At 68.1% G+C, this 19,214-nt stretch carries 18 protein-coding genes; 6 read left to right on the top strand and 12 right to left on the bottom strand.

Annotated elements, in window-relative coordinates; genetic code table 11:
* Window positions 1-12: 12 nt before the first annotated feature.
* The 7 genes from ACLQ2Q_RS06270 to ACLQ2Q_RS06240 form a co-directional block, all read right to left on the bottom strand.
* Window positions 13-1,353 carry a mannitol dehydrogenase family protein gene (locus tag ACLQ2Q_RS06270; protein WP_425819100.1) on the bottom strand — a complete coding sequence of 447 codons (1,341 nt, stop codon included), beginning with the start codon at window positions 1,351-1,353 and terminating at the stop codon, window positions 13-15.
* Complete coding sequence (gene uxaC / locus ACLQ2Q_RS06265) at window positions 1,350-2,780, bottom strand: glucuronate isomerase (RefSeq protein WP_425819098.1); 1,431 nt, start codon at window positions 2,778-2,780, stop codon at window positions 1,350-1,352. Before uxaC ends, ACLQ2Q_RS06270 begins: the two co-directional genes overlap by 4 nt.
* 3 nt (window positions 2,781-2,783) lie before the next feature.
* Window positions 2,784-4,562, bottom strand: a complete 1,779-nt coding sequence (uidA, locus tag ACLQ2Q_RS06260; protein ID WP_425819096.1) for a beta-glucuronidase — start codon at window positions 4,560-4,562, stop codon at window positions 2,784-2,786.
* Between the two features lie 28 nt (window positions 4,563-4,590).
* The gene (locus ACLQ2Q_RS06255) at window positions 4,591-5,427 is read right to left on the bottom strand and encodes an ATP-binding cassette domain-containing protein (protein WP_425819094.1); all 837 of its coding nucleotides are present in this window, start codon (window positions 5,425-5,427) and stop codon (window positions 4,591-4,593) included.
* Window positions 5,427-7,307, bottom strand: a complete 1,881-nt coding sequence (locus ACLQ2Q_RS06250) for a dipeptide/oligopeptide/nickel ABC transporter permease/ATP-binding protein (protein WP_425819092.1) — start codon at window positions 7,305-7,307, stop codon at window positions 5,427-5,429. Before ACLQ2Q_RS06250 ends, ACLQ2Q_RS06255 begins: the two co-directional genes overlap by 1 nt.
* Window positions 7,304-8,245, bottom strand: coding sequence for an ABC transporter permease (locus tag ACLQ2Q_RS06245; protein WP_425819090.1), 942 nt, complete (start codon window positions 8,243-8,245; stop codon window positions 7,304-7,306). Before ACLQ2Q_RS06245 ends, ACLQ2Q_RS06250 begins: the two co-directional genes overlap by 4 nt.
* A 77-nt stretch (window positions 8,246-8,322) precedes the next feature.
* Window positions 8,323-9,864: an ABC transporter substrate-binding protein gene (locus ACLQ2Q_RS06240; RefSeq protein WP_425819088.1), complete on the bottom strand. Its 1,542-nt coding sequence runs from the start codon at window positions 9,862-9,864 to the stop codon at window positions 8,323-8,325.
* A gap of 266 nt (window positions 9,865-10,130) precedes the next feature.
* Here ACLQ2Q_RS06240 and ACLQ2Q_RS06235 point away from each other — a divergent pair, with 266 nt between their 5' ends.
* The 5 genes from ACLQ2Q_RS06235 to ACLQ2Q_RS06215 all read left to right on the top strand — a co-directional run bounded on the left by ACLQ2Q_RS06235 (window position 10,131) and on the right by ACLQ2Q_RS06215 (window position 14,012).
* Window positions 10,131-11,123 (top strand): LacI family DNA-binding transcriptional regulator, encoded by a 993-nt coding sequence (locus ACLQ2Q_RS06235; protein ID WP_425819086.1) that lies wholly within the window; start codon window positions 10,131-10,133, stop codon window positions 11,121-11,123.
* 179 nt (window positions 11,124-11,302) lie between these two features.
* The gene (locus tag ACLQ2Q_RS06230) at window positions 11,303-11,887 is read left to right on the top strand and encodes a dihydrofolate reductase family protein (RefSeq protein ID WP_425819084.1); all 585 of its coding nucleotides are present in this window, start codon (window positions 11,303-11,305) and stop codon (window positions 11,885-11,887) included.
* A 40-nt stretch (window positions 11,888-11,927) separates the two neighbouring features.
* A complete protein-coding gene (locus ACLQ2Q_RS06225; protein WP_425819082.1) occupies window positions 11,928-12,305 on the top strand; it encodes a YciI family protein in 378 nt (125 codons plus the stop codon).
* A complete protein-coding gene (locus tag ACLQ2Q_RS06220) occupies window positions 12,287-13,597 on the top strand; it encodes an RNA polymerase sigma factor (RefSeq protein ID WP_425819080.1) in 1,311 nt (436 codons plus the stop codon). Before ACLQ2Q_RS06225 ends, ACLQ2Q_RS06220 begins: the two co-directional genes overlap by 19 nt.
* Window positions 13,598-13,871: 274 nt before the next feature.
* Window positions 13,872-14,012 carry a hypothetical protein gene (locus tag ACLQ2Q_RS06215; RefSeq protein WP_425819078.1) on the top strand — a complete coding sequence of 47 codons (141 nt, stop codon included), beginning with the start codon at window positions 13,872-13,874 and terminating at the stop codon, window positions 14,010-14,012.
* A gap of 51 nt (window positions 14,013-14,063) precedes the next feature.
* Here the strand turns inward: ACLQ2Q_RS06215 and ACLQ2Q_RS06210 are convergent, their stop codons facing one another.
* A complete protein-coding gene (locus ACLQ2Q_RS06210; RefSeq protein ID WP_425819076.1) occupies window positions 14,064-15,305 on the bottom strand; it encodes an amidohydrolase in 1,242 nt (413 codons plus the stop codon).
* Window positions 15,306-15,436: 131 nt separating this feature from the next.
* On the opposite strand from ACLQ2Q_RS06210, the gene ACLQ2Q_RS06205 reads away from it, so the two are divergent.
* Window positions 15,437-15,835: a DUF5655 domain-containing protein gene (locus ACLQ2Q_RS06205; RefSeq protein ID WP_425819074.1), complete on the top strand. Its 399-nt coding sequence runs from the start codon at window positions 15,437-15,439 to the stop codon at window positions 15,833-15,835.
* Window positions 15,836-15,862: 27 nt separating this feature from the next.
* Here the strand turns inward: ACLQ2Q_RS06205 and ACLQ2Q_RS06200 are convergent, their stop codons facing one another.
* The 4 genes from ACLQ2Q_RS06200 to ACLQ2Q_RS06185 all read right to left on the bottom strand — a co-directional run bounded on the left by ACLQ2Q_RS06200 (window position 15,863) and on the right by ACLQ2Q_RS06185 (window position 19,000).
* A complete protein-coding gene (locus ACLQ2Q_RS06200) occupies window positions 15,863-16,786 on the bottom strand; it encodes a hypothetical protein (RefSeq protein WP_425819072.1) in 924 nt (307 codons plus the stop codon).
* Window positions 16,787-16,851: 65 nt separating this feature from the next.
* Window positions 16,852-17,049, bottom strand: a complete 198-nt coding sequence (locus ACLQ2Q_RS06195) for a hypothetical protein (RefSeq protein ID WP_425819070.1) — start codon at window positions 17,047-17,049, stop codon at window positions 16,852-16,854.
* Between the two features lie 170 nt (window positions 17,050-17,219).
* On the bottom strand, window positions 17,220-18,329 hold the full coding sequence (locus ACLQ2Q_RS06190; RefSeq protein WP_425819068.1) for a Gfo/Idh/MocA family protein: 1,110 nt from the start codon (window positions 18,327-18,329) through the stop codon (window positions 17,220-17,222).
* Window positions 18,308-19,000 carry a ThuA domain-containing protein gene (locus tag ACLQ2Q_RS06185; RefSeq protein WP_425819066.1) on the bottom strand — a complete coding sequence of 231 codons (693 nt, stop codon included), beginning with the start codon at window positions 18,998-19,000 and terminating at the stop codon, window positions 18,308-18,310. The genes ACLQ2Q_RS06190 and ACLQ2Q_RS06185 overlap by 22 nt, the downstream gene beginning before the upstream one ends.
* Between the last annotated feature and the right edge of the window lie 214 nt (window positions 19,001-19,214).

Below are 19,214 nucleotides of genomic sequence, written 5' to 3'. Positions count from 1 at the left end.
TCTCCTTGCAGGTCAGGACGCGACGGCGGCGCCGCGGGGAAGGGATTCGGGACGAGCGGCCGTCGCTGGACGAACGCGATCCATGAACGCACGGGATGCGGCGAGCCGCGGTGAGATGACCTCGACGAGGGCGGTCATCGGATCATCGGATGCCGCCGCGGCGGCGATCTCTGCCGCCCGTGCGTCGGCTTCGGAAGGTCGACCGAGCACCCACTGGATCCACGCCGCGGTCGCCCGAGCAGACGCCTCCGGGCTTCGCCCCGCTTCGATCGAGCGCTCTGACACCGCCGCGAAGCGGAACTGCGCCTTGGTCGTGGCATCTGTCGCGATCTGGCTGAGCCGGTACTCGATGCGGCGGTTGGCGAAGCGCACCACGAGCTGCTCGCGGTAGTCGTCCACTTCGGTGCCCGCGGGCAGACATTGCACGGCTTCGTCCCAGAAGGCGTCGACGAGCGCGCGGCATTCCGGGTGCGCGATCGCCTCGGATACCGTCTGCAGTCCGCGCGTGAGACCGGCGAACGCGAGGATGCTGTGCGCTCCGTTGAGCAGCCACAGCTTGCGGGCCTCCCAAGGTTCGATGTCGTTCACGAATCGGGCGCCCGCGCTCTCCCAGGCCGGCCGGCCGGCCGGAAAGTCTCCGGCCAGCACCCAGTCGGAGAATGGCTCGGTGACGACTTCGCTGCCGGTCGTCTGGGGCGTGATGCGGTCGACCGATGTACTGACGAACGAGACGTTCTCTCGGATCCACGCCGCGAGGTCGCCCGAAATCTGCTCGGCGAACCGCAGAAGTCCTCGCGCGAGGAACGGCCCGTTTCCCGGCACGTTGTCGCAGGGCACGAGCGCGATGGGCCCGGCGCCGGCGCGACGGCGAGCGTCCAGTGCGGCGATCAGCCGGCCGAGCACCGTGTGCGCGCCAAACGTGCCGGTGCGAAGGCCGTGGAGATCCCCGCTCACCTCCGGGTCGTCCATGTCGGGCTTCCCTTCAGCGTCCAGCCCGTAGCCGGCCTCCGTCACCGTCAGGGTGATCACCGCCACCTCGGGGCGCGAGACATAGTCGCACAGGGCGTCGACATCCGAACCATCGTGCGCTGCCACGACACTATCGATGCGCTCCTCCGTGTCGACCTCGGGCCCGCGCACTGTCAGTGTGTACACGCAGTCCTGCGCCGCCAACTCTGCCGCCGCCCGGGGACTGCGGACCGTGAACGCGGCGATCCCCCAGCTTTCGGCATCCCTTGCCCTGTCGGTGTACCAGGCTTGATGCGCACGAAAGAACCGTCCCAGCCCCATGTGCACGATCCGCACCGGGCGCCGCGGACCCCCGGGGGGCGCAGCGATGGTCGCGTCGGTCACAGCTTGAACACCTCTCGGGGAATGGTTCCCACGAGGTCTCGTGCGATCCGGCGTGCGGTCGAGATCGAGACGCGTCCTTCGACGACCAGGCGGGCCAGGAAGGAAGCGTCCAGGCGACGCGCGGTGTCGTGGCGCGCGGGAATGGAAAGGAAGGCGCGCGTGTCGTCGATGAATCCGCTCGAACGGTAGAAGCCGGCGGTCTCGGTGACGGCCGATCGCCAGCGCAGGATGGCGTCGGGAGCGTCGAGGAACCACCACGGCGCGCCGATGTACACGCTCGGGTAGAACCCCGCGAGAGGAGCGACCTCTCGGGAGTGCACCGTCTCGTCGACGGCGAACAGCACGAGGTGGAAGCCGGGCGCGGTGCCGAAGGCATCCAGGAGGGGTCGCAAATTCTCCGTGTACTCGGTCCGCACCGGGATGTCGTGACCGGTGTCGGCCCCGTAGCGCCGGAAGGTCGGCGCGTGGTGGTTGCGGCGCACTCCGGCGTGGACGGTCATCACCAGACCGTCTTCGACGCTCATCCGTGCCATCTGGAACAGCATGTGGCCGCGGAAGAGGCGGACGCCGGCAGGGTCGAGCGTGCCGGTCAGGGCCTGCTGGAACAGCCCTTCCGCGGTGGTCGGGGCCAGATCGCTCGTGAAGGGTTCGAGCACGCCGTGGTCGGCCGAGACCGCCCCCCGCGCCAGGAAGTGCGCGCGACGCGCAGCGAGCGCGCCGAGATAACCGGCGAACGAGGTGCTCTCTCCGGTAGCGGCCAGAAGCTTCGTCACGTTCTCGGTGAACGCCGCCGAATCGGGGTCGACGTAGGCGTCTGGACGGAAGGTGGGGAGCACTCGTCCGTGGAATGAGCGGTCCGCGCCGAGAAGGCGGTGCGTTTCCAGGTCGTCGAGTGGGTCGTCGGTGGTGGCGAGAACCTCGATGCGGAACTGCTCGAACAGAGCGCGCGGACGGAACTCCGGCTCGGTGAGCGCGACCGCTACGCGATCGTAGATGCGATCGGCCGAACTCTCGTCGAGCTCTTCGTCCACGCCGAACAGGGACGAAAGCTCGTGCGTCAGCCAGTATCCGCTGGCTGTGCCGGCGAACCGGTGCCAGTTCTCCGCCAATCGTCGCCAGGCACTTCGTGGATCCACCGGCCGGCTTGGATCCAGCCCCAGCTCCCAGAGGTCCACTCCCGCGGAATGGAGGAGACGGGTCACGTAGTGGTCACGAGTGATGAGAAGCTCGGCCGGGTCCTGGAAGGGAGTGTCGTCCGCCAGCAGCCTGGGATCGACATGCCCGTGCGGAGAGATGATCGGCGCACCCGCGACCTCGGAGTAGAGGTCGCGGGCGATGTCGCGCGTGCGTTGATCGGCGGGGAGGAGTGCGTCGGATGACGCGACGCCGGCCCGCTCAGCCGCGGGTGTAGGGTGGGCATCACGCATGGCTCAGACCCCTTCGGAGGCGGTGCGCCACCGATCCCGCAGCAGGAAGGCGGCCGCCTTCGGACGCCGGTCGCGGGTGAAGACGCCCTTCTTGTTGCCGTCCACTCGGATGATGCCCTGCGAGGTCTGGAAGTCGGCGAAGTTCCAGACCTGCTCCCCGATGACGGCGTCGATGCGGTCGAAGACCTCGTGGTAGGTGCGCAGCAGCGCAACCTGGTACTCCTCGCTCCACACCTGTGTTCCGACGGCGTGGAGTCCGGCGAGCGTGTCGGCGCCGTATTCCGTGATGATGATCGGCTTGCCGAACGCCGACTCCCAGCCGCGCAGTTCCGCCTCGAGCTTGAGAGCCGCGGAATCGAGGTCTGCCGTCTCGTTGTACCAGCCGTAGTAGCGGTTCAGGCAGATCACGTCGAACAGGTCGGCTAGGCGGTCATTGTGGAAGGTGCCCCGGTACTCGTTCGCGTAGGTGAGCGGGCGGGAGGGGTCGAGCTCCCGCGCGAGCTCGACGAGCGGCCGGAAGTACTCTCGAGCGCCTTCCTCGACCGACTCCGGCTCGTTGGCGATCGACCACATCACGACGCTCGGGTGGTTCTTGTCGCGGTCTATCAGTTCGCGGATGCCCTCGGCGTGGGCCGCCTGGGTCTTGTCGTTGAACATCGTCGGCGAGAAGGAGAGCTCGCTGACCGCCCCGTGGAATCCGCCGCCGATGCCGAGGTTGAGGCCCACCGCCGCCGTCTCGTCGATCACCACGATCCCGTGGCGGTCGGCGTAGTCGAGGAACTCCTCGGCATACGGGTAGTGCGACGTCCGGAACGAGTTGGCGCCGATCCACTCCATCAGGGAAAAGTCGTGCACCATGACGACGTTGTCGAACCCGCGGCCGCGGAACGCGCTGTCCTCGTGCTTGCCGAAACCGCGGAAGTAGAACGGCTCGCCGTTTATGAGGAACCGTGTACCATCGACGCGGACCGAGCGGATGCCGACCGGCAGCTCGTATACGTCGGCGACGCTTCCGCCCTGGAGCGCTTCCACCCGCAGCTCGTACAGATAGCCGCGGCCGGGTCGCCAGAGTTCGGCATCCGCCACGGTGATCTCTCCCGACGCGCCGTCCGCAGCCGCGACCTCGGTGCCGTCGGCGTCGGAGAGGACGACGCGGACCTCGGCGTCGCCGGAGGTCTCCACGCGGTACTCCACGACACCCGTCGCGCCATCGATGTCGGTCGTCACAGTGACGTCGGTCACCCGGGTCGCGGGAGTCGAGTAGAGGATAACCGAGCGGGCCAGTCCCGCGTAGTTGTAGAAGTCATGGCGGTAGGCCTGCTTGCGGCGGCCCGCCTCGGTCGTCGAGATCGTGCCCGGCGGGATCGTCTCGTTCGTCAGTTCGTTGTTCACGCCGATCGTGATCCGCACCTCCTCGCCCGCCGGGGCGAGGTCGGTCACATCCGCTTCGAACGGCGTGTACCCGCCGACATGCTCGGCAACCTTGGTGTCGTCGACGTAGACGACCCCCTCGTGGGTGGCGGCGTCCACGCGCAGCACGACCCGCTCGCCGGCCCACCCACGGGGGACACGCACCGTCTGCTGGTACCAGACCCAGCCGACGTGGTCGCGGATCGTCTGGTCGGCGAAGACGTCGTTGTAGCTGGCCGGAACCGGAGCCTCCAGGGCGGTCTCGAGGTGACCTGCCCAGGGCTCGGCGATCGCCGCGTCGTCAAGCGCGAAGCGCCAGAGACCGTCCAGGCGGACCAATTCGCGAGTAGGGGTGGAGATGGGCTTGAGCACGGCTTCTCTTTCTCGTTCGGTGGAGATATCAGGCTGCGTCGGGCGCTGCCTTGAGTGCGAGGCGCTGCTCGCGGCGGGCGCGCTGCTCGGCGGCATTCGGCACCGGCGAGGCCAGGAGCAGCTGTTGGGTGTAGGGGTGCTGAGGTGTGCGGGTGACCTCGGCCGCCGGACCGTCTTCGACGATCTGGCCTTTGTAGAGCACCGCGACGTCGTGGCTGACGTGGTGAACCACATCCAGGTCGTGCGAGATGAACAGGTAGGCCACCCCGGTGTCCTGCTGAATCTCGAGCAGCAGGTCGAGAACGCGGGCCTGAGTGGTCAGGTCCAGGGCGCTCACCGGCTCGTCGCACACGATCAGCTTGGGGTCGAGTGCGAGCGCCCGGGCGATCGCGATGCGTTGGCGCTGTCCGCCCGAGAATTCGTACGGCTGACGGTCGATCGCGTTCGAAGGGAGGCCGACCCGATCGAGGAGTGTCACCACGCGCTTCCGCGCCGCGTCGCGGGCGACGCCCTGCACACCGAGGGGTTCGGCCAGGATGTCGCCGACGTCCATCGCGGGATTGAGGGACGTGTACGGATCCTGGAAGATCACCTGCAGGTCGCCGCTGAACTTGCGGCGGTCCCGACGGCTGATGCGGGTGATGTCCTGGCTCTCGAAGGCGATCGCGCCTGAGGCGATGGGCGCGAGGCCGAGGATCGCGCGACCGATCGTCGTCTTGCCCGAGCCAGACTCGCCGACGAGCCCGAGCGTGCGGCCTTCGGCGACGCTCAGCGAAACTCCATGCAGGGCGCGGTGGGGCTTGGCGCGCAGCTTCTTCGGCTTGTACTCCACGACCAGGTCGCGTACCTCCAACAGGTCGCTCATCAGATGTCCTCTCGCAGCATTGTCTCGGCGGCTGACGAGAGCGGCTGCTGCATGTCGGCCTGATCAATCGCCAGCTCGCCGGCATCCTCGTCGTAGCTGGTCTCGCCTCCCGTGGTGGGCCCCGAGAGACCGAGCGGGGTGAGCGGCGTCTTGCCGACGAGCATGCTGGCCATGAGCGACCGGGTGTACGGGTGTGAGGGGTTCTCGAGGATTTCCTCGACCTGCCCGGTCTCAACGATCTCTCCCTGGCGCATGACCGCCACGCGGTCGGCGATGTCGGCGATCACACCGATGTTGTGGGTGACCAGAAGCACCGCGACGCCGAGCTCTTGCTGCATCTTTCGGATCACGTCGAGCACCTCGGCCTGGACCGTCACATCCAGCGCTGTCGTCGGTTCGTCGGCGACGATGAGATCGGGTTCGCATGTCAGAGCACCTGCGATCAGCACGCGCTGCGCCATTCCGCCCGAGATCTCGTGCGCATACCCTTTCATGACTCGCTCGGGATCGGTGATCCCCACCCTCTCGAGCAGGTTCCGCGCGCGTTCGCGGGCCTCCTTCTTCGAGATGCCGAGGAGCTTGACCATGGGACGCGTGAGCTGGTGCCCGATCGTGAAGGCCGGGTCGAGGTTCGACATCGGCTCCTGCGGAATGTAGGCGATGCGTCGCCCACGGATGGCGAGCACGGCCTTCGCGTCGACCTCGCCGTCACGGACGAGCATGGTCTCTTGGAAGCGGATAGAGCCCGACAGGATGCGCGCGTTCTGCGGCAGCAGGCCGAGGATGGAGAACGCTGTCTGCGACTTGCCCGACCCCGACTCGCCGACCAGACCCAGCACCTCACCGGGGCGGATCGTGAGCGATACGTCGCGGACCACGCGGGTGTACTCGCCGTCGGCGTTCGGATAGCCGACGCTCAGCCCCGCGACCTGGAGGATCGCCTCGGCGGCGTCGACCGCGGCCGGCTCGTCTGCAGGAAGAGGGGTCTGTATGGCCGGGCGTCGCGGAGCCTTGATCTCGCGGCGGTCTTCCAGCGCGTCACGGATCGCGTTGCCGAGCAGCACGAGCGTACCGATCGTGATACCGATCGCCAGCGCCGGCCAGAGCATGAGCAGAGGTTGGATGTAGATGTTGCTGAAGCCGTCGCTGAGCATCGCACCCCAGGAGACCTCGGTGGGGTCACCGAGCCCGAGGAACTGCAGTCCGCTCTGCACCGCGATCGCGACTCCGCAGATGAGGGCGGTCTGGATGATCAGCGGTGCGCGAACGACCGAGAGAACGTGCCGCGAGATGATGCGGGCATCGCTCAGACCGACGACTCGGGCCGCGTCCACATATAGCTCATTGCGCACCGACTGCACCGCGGTGCGGGTCAGCCGGAAATAGGCGGGACTGATGAGGATGCCGAATGCGATCATCGCGTACCACGTCGATGGCCCGAGCGCCGCACGCACCGACAGCAGGATGATGATGGCCGGCAGCGCCATGAGCATGTTCGAGAACCAATTCGACGTACTGTCGAACGGTCCGCCGTAGAACCCGGCGATGAGTCCCGCCGGGAGGCCGATCGCGATCGCGACTGCCGCGCACAGGAGAGCCGAGAGCAAGGTCAGTCGAGCGCCGTAGACCAGTCGGGAGAGGACATCGCGGCCGTTGCTGTCGGTGCCGAGCAGATTCTGCCCACCCGGGTCGGCGAGGGTGTTTCCGACGTCGGCGTACGCCGGGTCGAACGGCGCGATCAGCGGCGCGAAGACCGCCGCCAGCACGATGATCGTGAGCATCGAGAGCGAGATGATACCCAGGGGGTTGCGCAGCATCCGGCGGAGGGTGCCGCGACGGGGGCGCTTGGGTACGGACGGGGTCTTGATGACGCTGGTCATGAGAGCCGAACCTTCGGGTTGAGGGCGCCTTGGGCGATATCCACGGCCAGATTCACGATGATCACCAAGATGACCGAGACGATCACCACCCCCATGACGAGCGGGATGTCGCTCAGAACGGTCGCGTTGACGGCGAGGGCGCCGAAGCCGGGGATCGCGAATATCTGCTCCAGGATGACCACGCCGCCGAGGAGTCCGATGAACTGCAGGCTCAGTACGGTGAGACCGGCCGGCGCCGCACTGCGCAGGACGTTCTTCAGAACGATCTCACGCTCACCGAGGCCGCGGCTGCGGAGCGTGCGCACGTAATCCTTGTCGAGCTCCTTGATCACCGCGCTGCGGATCTGCTGCGCGCTGGATGTCACGTAGTTGACCACGATGGCGATGACGGGGAGTGTCAGGGACACGATCCACGCCTCGGCCCCTGCCCCTGGTCGGATGGTGGCCACCGCGGGGAACCAGCCGAGGTTCACCGCGAAGATCGTGACGAGGAAGATGGCGAGCACGAAGCCGGGAATGGCGTCTCCGACCACGGCGCCGACCTGTATCGCCTGATCCACCCCGCCGCGGCGGACGGCGGCGAGGACTCCGAGGGCGGTGGCGATGAGCGCCACCAGGACGATGGAGACGAACATCAGCACGAGGGTGACAGGCAGGCGACCCTGGATGGTCTCGGTGACGGGCTCGCCGTTGAACCAGGACTGGCCGAGGTCACCCCGCAGCGCTGCGCCGGCCCAGTCGAAGTAGCGAACCAAGAGGGGCTGGTCGAGGCCGAGCTCGGCCTCTTTGAGAGCGATCTGCTCGGGTGTGGCCTGATCGCCGAGGATGTTGCGGGCGATACTCGAGCTCGAGAAGAAGAGCAGGGTGTACGTCAGAATCGAGATGACGATGAGCAGCCCGACCCCTGAGACGAGTCGCCGCAGAGTGAAAGTAAGCATGAGAGATGTCTCCGGGTTGGGAGGCGGGGGCGGCTGACGCGGTGCGCGCGCCGCCCCCACCCCTGTCCGAGTGCGGCCTACTCCGCCGGAGCGAAGTTGTACAGCGCGGGCATGGCCGACTGGATCTGCGCTTCCACCGTGATCGCGTCGGGATTGTAGACGCTGATCTGATCGATGCGATACAGCGGCATGAACCAGGCGTTCTCGGTGACGTACCGGTTGATGTCCTGTGCGGCGGCCTCGCTGTCGTCGCCGCCCTGCTGGACGACGGGTATCAGTTCCTCCAGCTCAGGAGACGTCGTCTGGAACGGGTTGTAGGTGGCCGTCGGCGCGATGATCTGGTTGATCGCGACCCACGCCTCGCCCTGGAACAGGTTGAAGTTGAAGGCTTCGAACTTCTGCTGGACGGCGTCTGCGACGTAGTTGGCCGGAACGGCGGCCACCTGGTTGACGGTGATCCCCACGTCGCTCAGCTGTTGGGCGACCGCGGTGATCTGCGTCGCGAATCCGTCGATCACAGGGAGAGTGATCTCAAGTCCATCCTCATAGCCCGCCTCGCTCAACAGCTCCCGCGCCATCTCAGGGTCGTAAGGGTAATAGTCCTCGAGATCGTCGACGAACGCTCCGCTTTCAGGACCGAAGACCTGGCTCGTCGCCGAGCCACGGCCGAGCTGCAACTGCTCGAGGAGAGTCTCACGGTCGATGGCATAGTTCATGGCCTGGCGTACGCGCACGTCGGCGAGCGCCGGGTTGATGACGCCGTCACGATCGAAGAACGTCACACCCGTCCAGTCCACCTGATAGTCGGGAATGATCTCCAGCCCGGCGTCCTCGGCCTGTCCGGCGGTCCTTGCGTCCAGAGTGGTCCAGTCGACCTGCCCCGAGATGATCGCGTTCGCCCGTGCAGAGAGGTCTTCGAGGATGCGCAGTTCGACCGAGTCGAACTTCTGCAGGTCGGGGTTCCAGTAGTCCTCCTTCGCCGTGAAGATCGACTGAGAGTCGCGCACGGAGTTCGCCTTGTCGTACGTGTACGGGCCGGTGCCGACGGGATCGGTCTCAAGGGTCCCCGCCTCGATCGCCGCGGGGCTTGCCATGAGGCCCGCCGCCTGACTGAGGTAGTACTCCATCGCCGGGTCGGGCTGAGCGAGGGTGATCTCGACGGTGTCCTCATCAACCGCGGTCGCGGACTCGAACTGCGTCAGCTGAACCGCCTGGCGACCGTTCCCGGACTTGAAGTGCTCGAGGTTGGCCACCACCGCCTCGGCGTCGAAAGCCTCGCCGTCCGAGAAGGTGACGTCGTCGCGCAGCTCCAGAGTCAGAACGGTGCGGTCGTCGTTGTAGCTCCACTCCGTGGCGAGCATGGGGCTGAGCTCCCCGTCCGGCTCACGAAGGATGAGCGTGTCATAGGGGAGCTGGTACGGCACGAGAGCGTGTCCGACATGGGCCTGGGCCGGATCCCACGAGGCGACGTCTCCGAGCTGGCCGATCTTGAGTGTGCCGCCCCGGCCCGCGGCGTCGCCGCTGGCGGATTCCTGGGCGGAAGGGGCGCCGGCGCCGCATCCGGCGAGGAAGAGGGCTCCCACCGCGAGAACCCCGATCTTGCTGCTGATGGACTTCATTGTTCATACCTTCTATACGTCATCGGATTTGGCGAAGGTGTGGTCGCCGTTGCTTCCATGAGAACGCCTGTGGCACGATCCGTCAACAAGTTGCCAAGCGTTTCCATGCGTGCACAGCGTTCACGCCGCGTGAACGGGCGAGAAATTGGCGCCCCGAGCGAAGCGCGCGCCGGGGTCACCGGGAAATTCGGCGACCATCCCAGGCGCGTCCGGTTAGTCTGGCAATCGATAGAATATTGCCAAGTGTTGTCGAGCAAGGGATGTCAATGGTTAGTGCGAACCGGGTCACAGCTCGGGATGTAGCCGCCCGAGCGGGCGTCGCCGCCTCCACGGTCTCGCGCGCTTTCAGCACGCCGGGCCGGATCAACGAGGCCACGCGCCAGCAGATCATGGACGCGGCGCGGGAACTGGGATACACAGCCATCCCGCGCGCCACGCAGCGACGAGGACTCGTGGCTCTGCTCGTGCCGGACGTGACGAACCCGTTCTACTTCGACATCATCCGTTCGACGCAGGAGCAGTTGCGCGGTGCCGGCTACATGCAGCTGCTCATCGACACCAGCGAGTCCGGACGCACCGAATCCGAGACCCTCGAGCAGTTGGTGAATGTCGTCGATGGCGTCATCCTCTCTGCACCCCGGCTCGACTCGGACGCGTTGCGGACGGCGGCAGCCCGACTGCCGCTCACTGTGATCAACCGCCGGCACGACGACATCCCGAGTGTCTTGATCGACATCCGCATGGGCTTGACGCAGGCCGTCGATCACCTCAAGGCGCTCGGCCACCGCACCGTGGCCTTCGTGTCGGGCCCACCCGAGTCGTGGCAGAATCGCTGGCGCTGGAAGGAGTTCGAGGAGCAGATTCTCCTGCAGGAGATGATGCCGATCCTCGTCGGGCCCCACCCTCCCACTCGCGCGGGCGGGGTCGGAGCTGCGGATGCGCTCCTTTTGACCGAAGCCACCGCCTGCGTCGCGTACAACGATCTCCTGGCGATCGGGATGCTGCAGCGCCTTCGCAGTCGAGGGGTCTCCGTGCCCGGCCAACTCAGTGTCATCGGGTGTGATGACATCTTCGGGGCGGACTTCTGCGATCCACCGCTGACCACCATCGCAGGGGATACGGAGCAGGCGGGACGAGTGGCCGCCACCCGGCTGCTCGCCGCGCTGAACGGCGAGCGCGCCGTCGGAAACGCGACATCGCTGATCCCGACGCACCTGCTGATCCGTGAGTCCACGGGACCCGCACCGGCCCGGGTCTGATCCCCACGCACCTGCTGATCCGTGAGTCCACCGGACCCGGACCAGCCCGGGTCTGAGCCCGGCCTCCTGTCCCGCCGGGTGCGTCTGACCTGCCGACCTTCCCTGACCTGTCGATCGGCGCCGGCCGAACTCGTCATGTCCGTGAGGACGCCGCCGGTGCGTCCCGGATCGGAGTGGGCATGTCGACCATCACTGTCTTCGAGAGCGTCAGCCTCGACGGCGTCATGCAGGCGCCGGGTCGCGCCGACGAGGACACGAGGAACGGATTCGCCCACGGCGGCTGGAGCAACGGCTACCAGGACGATATCTCCATGGGCTTTGCGGCGGAAGGCATGACCCAGGACGGTGCGCTCCTCTTCGGCAGGCGGACGTACGAGGATCTGCTGGGCTTCTGGTCGGCGGCATCCTTCGAGAACCCGTTCAGCGACGTCCTCAGCCGGAAGACGAAGTATGTCGTGTCGAGGGATGCCTCGACGAAGCCGGTGTATCCGAACAGCCACCTGCTGGCGGGCGATGCCCCGGCGACGGTCAAACGACTCCGCGACGGCGTCGACCTCGATCTGACGATCCTGGGCAGTGGGGAGCTGGTCCGGAGCCTGCACGCGGCCGGCCTCATCGACCGGTACATCCTGCTGATCCACCCGATCGTCCTCGGTTCGGGCACCAGCCTGTTCGGACCGGCGGATCGCGTCGATCTCGACCTGGAGCGGGCGCTCCCGACGACGACGGGCGTCGTGATCGCGTCGTACCGCGTGCGCGGCTGACGGGCTGGACGAGCGGGCAGGACGCCGGAAGGATCGACCCATGCGCTACACGCTGCTGCTGCACTACCCGGAGGAGACCGCGGAGTCCCTCGGCCCGGAGGCCATCGAGGCGGGCATGGAGGCGTTCGCCGCCTACGCCTCAGCGCTGCACGGCGCCGGCGTGCTGATCGCCGCGGAAGTCCTTCAGCCATCGGAGAGCACCACGACCCTGACGATGGCCGACGGAGTGCTGAGGATTCAGGACGGCCCCTTCGCCGACACCAAGGAGCAGCTGGGTGGGACGTTCGTGATCGACGTGCCGAACCTCGACGAGGCGATCTCCTGGGCCGCGAAGGCGCCGCCGGTGCGGTGGGGCGCCGTGGAGATCCGACCGGGAGCCACGTACACGAGCGACGGCGTGTGGGTGCCGAACGGATGACGGCCGCCGAGGCCAACGCGGAGCCGAACGCGGCAGCGGACGCGGCGGACGCGGCGGCACACGCGGCGGCCGAGCGCGCCGCGCGCGCCTCGTACGGCCGGCTCGTCGCCCTGCTGGCCGCCGCTGACGGCGACATCGCCCACGCCGAGGATGCCCTCGGCGACGCGTTCGCACAGGCGCTCGACCGCTGGGCGCGGCAGGGCGTGCCCGACAACCCGGAGGGATGGCTGCTGACCGTGGCCCGCAACAGGCAGCGCGACTCGTGGAAGTCGGCCGCGATGCGCACGAGGGCGGTGTGGGATGCCGCGGCGGAGCACGCGGCGGGATCGACCAACCCGCTCGATGAAGTGCAACCCGATGCGATCGGCGACCGGCGCCTGGAACTGCTGTTCGTCTGCGCGCATCCAGCGATCGACCCGTCGGTGCGCACACCGCTCATGCTGCAGACGGTGCTCGGCTTCGACGCGACCCAGATCGGGCGGGTGTTCGCCGTCCCGCCGGCGACGATGGCGCAACGGCTCGTCCGCGCGAAGCGGCGCATCCGCGACGCCCGCATCCCTTTCGTCGTCCCCGAGCCGGCTCTTCGTCGCGAACGGCTCCCTGCCGTGTTCGAGGCGGTCTACGGATGCTTTGCGGCCAGCTGGGACGATGCGGACGGCATCTCGCACCGCGCTCCCGAGTCGATGCCAGGCGAAGCGCTGTACCTGGCGACCACGCTCGCCTCTCTGCTGGGGGACGACGCCGAGGCGTGGTCGCTCGCGGCGCTGATCGCGCTCTCGCTATCCCGGGCCGCCGCCCGCCGCGGCCCCTTCATCCCGCTCGACGAGCAGGACACGCGGGCCTGGGACCGTGGCCTGATCGCGGAAGGCGAGCGCTCCCTTCGCCGGGCGGCCGCCGTCACGTCCGGGCCACCCGGACGGCTGCAGCTCGAAGCAGCCATGCAGGCGGTGCACGCCGCCCGCGCGCGTACGGGGGCGACGGACTGGGCGGCGCTCGAGACCCTGTCCAGGGCTCTGGTGACCGTCGCGCCGACGCTCGGCGCACGCGTCGCGCACGCCGCGATCGTGGGAAGGACTCTCGGCCCGGAGGCCGGCCTCGCCGAACTCGCTCGCATCGAGCTGCCGGCATCCGTCTTCCAGCCGTACCTCGCCACCCGGGCCGATCTGCTGGCGCGCGCGGGCGACGCCGACGCGTCCGCCGCCTATGCCGCGGCCGCCGCCGCCTCGCACGGCCGCGTCGTCGACTATCTCCGTGCGAGGTCCGAGGCCTTTCGGGGAGGCAGCGTCTCGTGAGCTACCTCGCTCCTGCGCCGCGGTCAACCCGCTACCGCGGACAGCGGCACGCCGCGAACCTCGAAGAGGGCGGGTTCCCGCCCCGCACAAGCGCCGAGGGCGGGATCGCCCGTCCCGCACGAAGGAGGACAACATGAGCACCGCGAACCCGGCTCCCGGCGGTCCGGGAGAGATCCCTCCCGGGCCGGATCAGATTCCCACCCCCGGCGGGAACCCGTCGGGGCCCACCGTGCCCGAACGGGCGCACGCTCCTAGCTCGGAATCCAGTCCGACCATGCCTGCCCCGGACGAGCCCCTCAGCCCTGTGCCGGACGAGCCGGCCACCCCGCACCCAGACGAGCCGCTCGCGCCCAGTCCGGACGAGCCGACGTTCCCGACGCCATCGGAGCCGACCCCCGGCGCACCGGAGGCGTGAAGCGCGCCACCCCCGCGACGACCCGCGTCGTCCGGCAATCGGCCTACCCGGTCACCCTTTCCAGGAGCTTCGGCCGAACCGCTCCCACCGGTCCACGATCCGCGGAGTCCGGTCCTGGTCGTCGGTGGGCTCCACGACCGCCCGGCCGTTGATGAACACCTGCTCGACCTCCGACTCGATGGCCAGCGGGTCTCCTGACCACACCACGATGTCGGCATCCCGGCCCTCCGCCAGGGCGCCGACGCGCGAGTCCAGCCGGAGGATCGATGCGGGGTTGACCGTCAGCGCCTCGACCGCCGTCTTCGCGGGCAGCCCCTCCCGGACGGCCAGGATCGCCTGCAGGCGAAGCTGCTCGATGGGCACGACCGGGTGATCGGTCGTGATCGCGACCTTCACGCCCGCCGCCGCGATGAGAGCGAGGTTGCCGATCGCCCGGTCACGCAGCTCCACTTTGGAGCGCGAGGTGAGCATGGGGCCGAAGATGACCGGGATGCCCTTCTCTGCCAGCACATCGGCGATCTTGTGGCCCTCGGTGCCGTGGTTGACCACCAGGGTGTAGCCGAACTCCTGGGCGATGCGGATGGCGGTGGCGATGTCGTCGTGGCGGTGGCAGTGCTGGTCCCAGACGAGGTCGCCGTCGAGGACGGCGGCAAGGGTCTCGTCGGTGAGGTCGCGCTCGAACGGCTCTCCCTTGGTGACCGAGGCGGCGCGCTTCTCGGCGTAGTTGCGCGCGCTCACGAACGCCTCTCGCAGCACCGCGGCGACGCCGAGGCGGGTGGATGGCGTCTGCTTCTTGTCGCCGTACACGCGCTTCGGGTTCTCGCCGAGCGCGGATTTGACCGAGACATCGAGCGAGAGCACCTGCTCGTCGACGGTGCGTCCGCCCCAGGTCTTGATGGCGACGGTCCGGCCGCCGATGGGGTTGCCGGACCCCGGCTTGATGACCGCGGTCGTGACCCCTCCCCGAAGGGCGTCGCGGAAGCCGACCTCTTCGATGTCGATGCCGTCCAGCGCGCGGAATCGCGCGCCGTTCGGATCCGTCATCTCGTTGGTGTCGTTGCCCGACCACCCTTCGCCGTCCTCGTGCACACCGAGGTGGCCGTGCGCCTCGACGAAGCCGGGCAGCACCCAGCTGCCCGAGACCTCGACGATCCGGGCGCCGTCCGGAATCGGGGTGTCCGGTCCGCCGACGGCCGAGATGACTCCGTCCGCGACGACCACGGTTCCGTTCTCTATCGGATCGCCGCTCACAGGAACGACGTAGCCACCGGTGATCGCCAGGAAGTCAGTCATCCATCCACCCTAGGGCGACGTCGTGGACCGGTCGCGGCGCAGCTGTCTCCGCCTCGGCAGGCCGTTCGCGAACGTCCTGTCCTCACGCGAGTCCCGTTGTCCCCGGGGTCTTCCTGCGGCACAGTGGCCTCATGACGGAGAACGGCACTGAGGAGGCGAACAGCGGCGGGGAGTGGACGGTCGCGCGTCACCTCGCCGGCCAGCCCGATTTCGCCGTCGACCTGTTCCGGCGGTTCATCGCCATCGTGGAGGGCATCGGGCCTTTCACGTATGCGGTCAGCAAGACGACGGTCACGCTCAAGGGCTCGCGTCGCGGCTTCGCCGGTGCGAGACCCGACCGATCCGGGCTGCGGGGCTATCTCGACCTGCAGCGCGACGTCCGCGATCCGCGGATCACGTCCGTCTCTCCGTACACCGAGCGGCTGTTCGTCCATCGCTTCCGGGTGACGGCGGCCGACCAGCTCGATGCACAGTTCGCCGAATGGGTCGGCGAGGCATATGCCGTCGGGGCGGGCGCTCACCTGCGGTGACACGCCTCTCGTCGCGGCAGGCGTCTTTCAGACCGGGAGTTGCTGCGGCAGTGAGGCAACTCGATCACGAAGATCGAGGAGGCCCAGAACCATCCTGGCGAACGCGATGCTCACTGGCTGCCCGCTTCGCTGCTCGATGAACAGGAACTGACCCTGTGGATTGCATTCCAGGAAGTACACCCGGCCATCCCGCGCCTGTACGAGGTCGAGAACGCAGTAATAGAGCCCGGACGCTTCGCGAAAATCTAGGCACAGCCTCGCCAACGCCGAAGGAAGCTCGACCAGCACGGCACCGCGTCCCGCACCCGGACGCCAGTCCAACGCGTCGGATTCGATGCGGAACGCCATGATCTCATCGAGGAAGACATTCACGCGATAGTGGCACTCGGCGTCGATACGTTGTTGCACGAGCAGGGGAGCCGCCGCCAATGCATCGTCGTCAGCCAACATGGTCGGGGTCACGGCCAGCGTGAGCAGGCTCCGGTGATGCGTGCCACGCAGCTTCTTCACGATGGCGTGACCGCCCATGCTCTCGACCGCAGATCGGATGTCGGCGGGGCTGTTGCTGCAGACGGTGTCGGGGATATCGAACCCGAGCACCGGTGCAATGTGCAGCTGCCAGAGTTTCGATTCCGCGCGGCGCTCGGCCAGGATCGGATTGACGACCACCTGATCCTCACCCGCCCCCAGGCAGAAGCCTTCGATGGCCGCCTGGGATTCGGAGTTCGCGTAGGCGCTCGCCTCCCCTCCGTCGCTCGGCGCGCCGCGTTGAGGCATCCGGAGTCGTCTCGCCCAAATGAGGTCGTAGTCATCTGCGCTGAGGCGCGCCGTGCCGACGGGCAGTGCTCCGCCGGTCGAGAAGAGGGTGATGCCTTTCCCTCCGGCGATGTCGTCGACGGCGACGATGTCGACCTCGACCCCGGTGTGGTCGCGGAGGAGCTTGGCGACCACGGCGGTATGGAGGTCATTGCGGTGGCTGAGGAACAGACACCGCACGGCCACGCCCTGCAGCGCTATCAGTCGACGTCGCAGTCGTTTCCGCTATCAGTGCATGTGCCGCCGGATGAGAGGATGTCCTCCGCTCCGAGCCGGACACCACTCCACTTGGATATGCGCTCTTCCCAAGAGGCGAGGTCTTCCTTGGCATCAACTTCCAGCAGGCGATTGACCTGCGGCTGATAGAAGATCACGGTGGGAAGTGCGGGAACCTTCACGTCTGCAGACCCGCGATCGTACGACATTATGACCTCCAGCTATCGGTCGACAGTCCCCCTCGGTCGAAACCTAGCTGATACGCCGCCTTCGCGCTAGTGGTCGACTCCAGCCTTCGCCAGGCACCCCGGCACCTCACGCGATGCGCGTGATTTCATCGTCCGGCGCGGCGTCAGGCGGGAACGCCCCGCCAGCGGTCCGCGCTCGTCAGCGGCACGAGCGGCGGGACCGCCGGGACGCTCTGCACCTGCACGCGCTGCCCGCCGGCGTTCGCCGACTCCGTGAGCCCGACCATGATCTCGAGCACATGCAGACCGATGGAGCCGCTCGCTCTCCCGTCGCCGTTCGCCGACTCCAGCATGTCGAGCAGCCCGATCCCCCGGCCGGAGTCGGCGTAGCCCGCCGAGGCCGGGACGGTCCGCCACTCCGAGCCGTTGCGCGCGAACACCCGCACATCGCCGTGGAAGTGGTTGGGATCGGGCGCCGCCAGGGTGCCGCCGGTGCCGTGCACCTCGATCGGCGCGGCGAGGGTCGCGGAGCCGTCGAAGCTGGTCGTGATCGTGCTCAGCGCTCCACCGTGGTGCTCGAGGATGCCGGCGATGTGGGTGTCGATCTCGACCCGGATCCGCTCCCCCGCCCGCGGCCCGGATTCGATGAGTCGTTCCTCCAGGGGCCGGACCGACGCCCCGATCACCGATCGGACGGGTCCGAGCAGGTGCACGAGCGAGGAGACGTAGTACGGGCCCATGTCGAAGAGCGGTCCGCCCCCGGCGCGGTAGTAGAAGTCTGGCTGCGGGTGCCACCGTTCGTGCCCGGCCGTGATCATCACAGCCGACGCGGCGGTCGGCGTGCCGATGGATCCGTCCTCGAGGGCGGCGCGCGCGGTCTGGATGCCGGTCCCGAGCACGGTGTCGGGGGCGGTGCCCAGCGAGACGCCGGCGGCGGCCGCGGCATCCACGATCGCCCTCCCCTCCTCAAGCGTGACCGCAAGCGGCTTCTCGCCATACACGTGCTTGCCGTGCGCGATGGCGGCGAGCGCGACCTCGGCATGCGCCGCCGGGATCGTGAGGTTCAGGACGGTGGTCACCTCGTCGTCGGCGAGCAGCTCGGCGACGGTCACGGCTCGCGCGCTCGGCAGCGCCGCGGCGACCGCCTCGGCACGCGCGGCATCCAGGTCGGCGACCGCCGCAACGGTGATCGAGGGAATGCCGTTCAGGGTCTCGAGGTAGGCCGCCGAGATGTTGCCCAGTCCGATGATCCCTACTTTGTGCGGGCCGCCCACAGCATTCCCCTTTCGATGATCGTGCGTACGTTGGCGTCGTCGAGCACCGCAGGCTCGTGCCCGGGCGTCGCGACGACGACACGACCGGCTCCCCACGCCCGCGTCCAGACCGCCGGGCTTGTGATCGGCCGGTGCCACGGCCGGGTGCCGTCGGTGGGAATGGTGGTGGTCGCCAGCACGTCGTTGAGGTCGTCGCTGAGAACCCAGTACTGCTCGGTGGTCAGTTCGAAGTCGTCGAGCCCGGCGGTGATCGGGTGCTCGCGCCCGGCATCCGTCATCTCCACCCGATAGGTCGGGTGCGCGTACTCGCCTTCCGGTGAGCCCAGCACGCTGGGGTGGGCGGCGAACTGGCCGCCGACGAGCTGGAGGTAGCCGGCGGAGGCGCGGAACGAGTCCGCGATGCCGCCGTGCCAGCCGACGAACCCGGTGCCGGCCGCGATGGCACGCTGCAGACCGGCGACGGCCTCGCCGCTCGCCTGCGACATCGTCACGCACTGGACGACCAGATCGACGCCGCCCATCTGCACTTCGTCGGCATAGATCTCCGGCGAGTCCTCGATGCGCAGGGTGAATCCGCTCTTCTCGAGGAACGGGACAAACCGTTCGGTCGCCGCGACCGGGTGGTGTTGGTCCCAGCCTCCTCGAACGATCAGGGCCGTGCGTTGTGTCATGTACTTCCTCCGGAATGACTGGACTGACGGGACGGCCTGACGAGGCTCGCAGATATCGGGCCGAGCCGCCACTTATTGCGCAATGGTGGTCTTATGGCGTACTTCTGGCACCGCATACTCAACCGCGCCGACCACGGCGCTGTGCCGGCGCCATCCCGCGGGCGGTGCGTGACCGGATGCCGGCGACATGGCGATGCCTGCCGCAAGACCGCAG

Source organism: Microbacterium sp. DT81.1 (assembly GCF_049844955.1).
Classification (GTDB): Bacteria; Actinomycetota; Actinomycetes; order Actinomycetales; family Microbacteriaceae; genus Microbacterium.
This window is presented reverse-complemented; position numbering and strand designations above follow the sequence as displayed.